Origin of the sequence: Acinetobacter sp. Lyrl_1, from assembly GCF_051948795.1 — a bacterium.
Taxonomy (GTDB): domain Bacteria; phylum Pseudomonadota; class Gammaproteobacteria; order Pseudomonadales; family Moraxellaceae; genus Acinetobacter; species Acinetobacter towneri.
Window position 1 is genome coordinate 1 of sequence record NZ_JAYJLK010000126.1, and the last position, 360, is coordinate 360.

Annotated in this window: 1 protein-coding gene; it reads right to left on the bottom strand. The window is 50.8% G+C overall.

Annotated elements, in window-relative coordinates; translation table 11 throughout:
• Positions 1–360, bottom strand: a 360-nt coding sequence (locus VF675_RS13840) for a reverse transcriptase domain-containing protein (protein ID WP_440205404.1), incomplete at both ends; no start/stop codon positions are given.

Consider the following 360-nt stretch of genomic DNA (forward strand, 5'->3'; position numbering starts at 1 on the left):
GTCAAGATGAGCGCTGATGTTTGCCTTTGACGGCTTGATCAGTAGCTTGCCGTTGTACTTACGTACGTTCCAGCCAAGAAAATCGAACCCGTTCCCTATGTGCGTGATTTTGGTCTTTTCCTGAGAGAGCACGAGACCGCGCTGCGCCAGAAATTCAACCACGGCAGGACGAACTTCATTTTCGAGCCACTCTTTAGAATACCCCGTGATGATGAAATCATCCGCATACCGTACCAGTTGCAGCTTTTTGCCTGTCCATTTGGCGTTAGAGAACCTCTTAGCCAGCATCGTTTCCAGTCCGTCCAAGGTCATGTTGGCCAGCACCGGGGAGATAATACCTCCTTGCGGTGTTCCGGAAAG